The sequence below is a fragment of the Kineococcus indalonis genome (assembly GCF_009906395.1).
GTDB lineage: Bacteria > Actinomycetota > Actinomycetes > Actinomycetales > Kineococcaceae > Kineococcus > Kineococcus indalonis.
The window spans coordinates 1-1,326 of record NZ_JAAALM010000771.1 but is presented as its reverse complement, the minus strand read 5'-3'; the positions used below and the strand labels follow the sequence as shown (position 1 = coordinate 1,326).

Annotated in this window: 2 protein-coding genes and 1 pseudogene; all 3 read left to right on the top strand. The window is 79.8% G+C overall.

The window, feature by feature from the left end:
* Nucleotides 1-342 (top strand): DUF4192 family protein (locus GTR00_RS20995; protein WP_166613456.1); only part of this gene is annotated, 342 nt, incomplete at its 5' end.
* Nucleotides 343-453: 111 nt separating this feature from the next.
* A complete protein-coding gene (locus GTR00_RS20990; protein ID WP_166613455.1) occupies nt 454-855 on the top strand; it encodes a universal stress protein in 402 nt (133 codons plus the stop codon).
* A gap of 276 nt (nt 856-1,131) precedes the next feature.
* A pseudogene (locus tag GTR00_RS20985) lies at nt 1,132-1,326 on the top strand (RNA polymerase sigma factor); the annotation flags it as partial.

The window sequence follows — 1,326 nt, the reverse complement described above, 5'->3', positions numbered from 1 at the left end:
CTGCTGGGCCCGGGCCCCGTCGGGGCGGACCCGGCCGCGGCGGCCCTGGTGCACCGCGCCCTGGACGCCGAGCCCGACCCCGCCCGCACCGCGGCGGTGGCGGCGCTCGCGGTGCACCTGGCCCGCCACGCGCCCGGGCGGCGCGGTGCGGGCGCGTGGGCGCTGGCCGCCTGGGCGCACTGGTCGGCCGGCGACGGGGTGCGCGCGGGCGCCTGCGCGCGCGAGGCGCTGCGCGCCGACCCCTCCCACCGGCTGGCCCGCCTCGTCGACTCCGCGCTGCGCGCCGCCCTGCCGCCGCGCCCGCCGCGAGGGGACGCCCGCGCCCGGTCCCCGCGCGTCTAGTACGGTCGCCGCTGCTGCGCCCGGCCCCTCGGGCCGGGCGGTGCCGTCGGGGAGAGCCGTCCAGCCGTGGACGGGCCGGCACCGGGCAGCCGGGTCCAGGAGGGTGCGCGGATGGGGATCGTCGTCGGGTACGTGGCCAACCCCGAGGGGCGCGCGGCGCTGGAGCAGGCCGGCGGAGCCGCCGTCCGCCTCGGCCAGCCGCTGGTGGTGGTGCACAGCCGCCGTCCCGGCAAGGAGGCCGACGCCCAGGAGGCCGAGCAGCTGCAGGCCGTGCACGAGGCCGTGCGCGCGCGCCTGGAGGAGGCCGGCCTCGCTCACGAGGTGCGCGAGGTGCCCGACAGCGAGGACCCCGCCGACGACCTGATCGACGCCGCCGAGAGCACCGGCGCCGCCCTCATCGTCATCGGCCTGCGCCGGCGCACGCCCGTCGGCAAGCTGATCCTCGGCGCCAGCGCCCAGCGGATCCTGCTGGACGCCCCGTGCCCCGTGCTGGCCGTCAAGCCGGAGGACTGAGCAGCGCCGGCACCCCCGGGCGCCCCCGCGCGAGCGGTGCGCCCGGGCGCCGCCGGCCCCTCGCGGCGGGCCCGCGGCGGCGTCCGCACGGGTGACGCGCAGCCGGCCCCGGGGTGGCCCGCGGGTGCCGCCGGAGCGGCGCGGTGCACCGGCCGGGGCCTCGTCGTGCAAGAATCGGCGTTTGTCGTCCTCAGTGGGCATGCAACGGTGCCCGCCGGTGTTGACCTTGTCGGCTGCTGCCCGCAGTCCCGTTCCGCCCACGACGAAAGGCAGTCCGTGTCGTCGGTATCGACCTCCCGGCCGCTCCCGCCCGAGTTCGCGTCCGCTCCGTTCCAGGAGCTCCTGCAGCACGGCACCACCCACGGGTTCGTCGACGCCCACGCCGTGCGCACCGCCTGCGAGGACGCCCAGCTGCCGCTGCCCCGCATGAAGGCCGTGCTGCGCGCGCTCGACGACGCCGGCATCACCGTG

Excerpts from the sequence above, each read along its gene's own strand:
- GTR00_RS20990 (WP_166613455.1), top strand. The coding sequence starts at position 454 with ATGGGGATCGTCGTCGGGTACGTGGCCAACCCCGAGGGGCGCGCGGCG.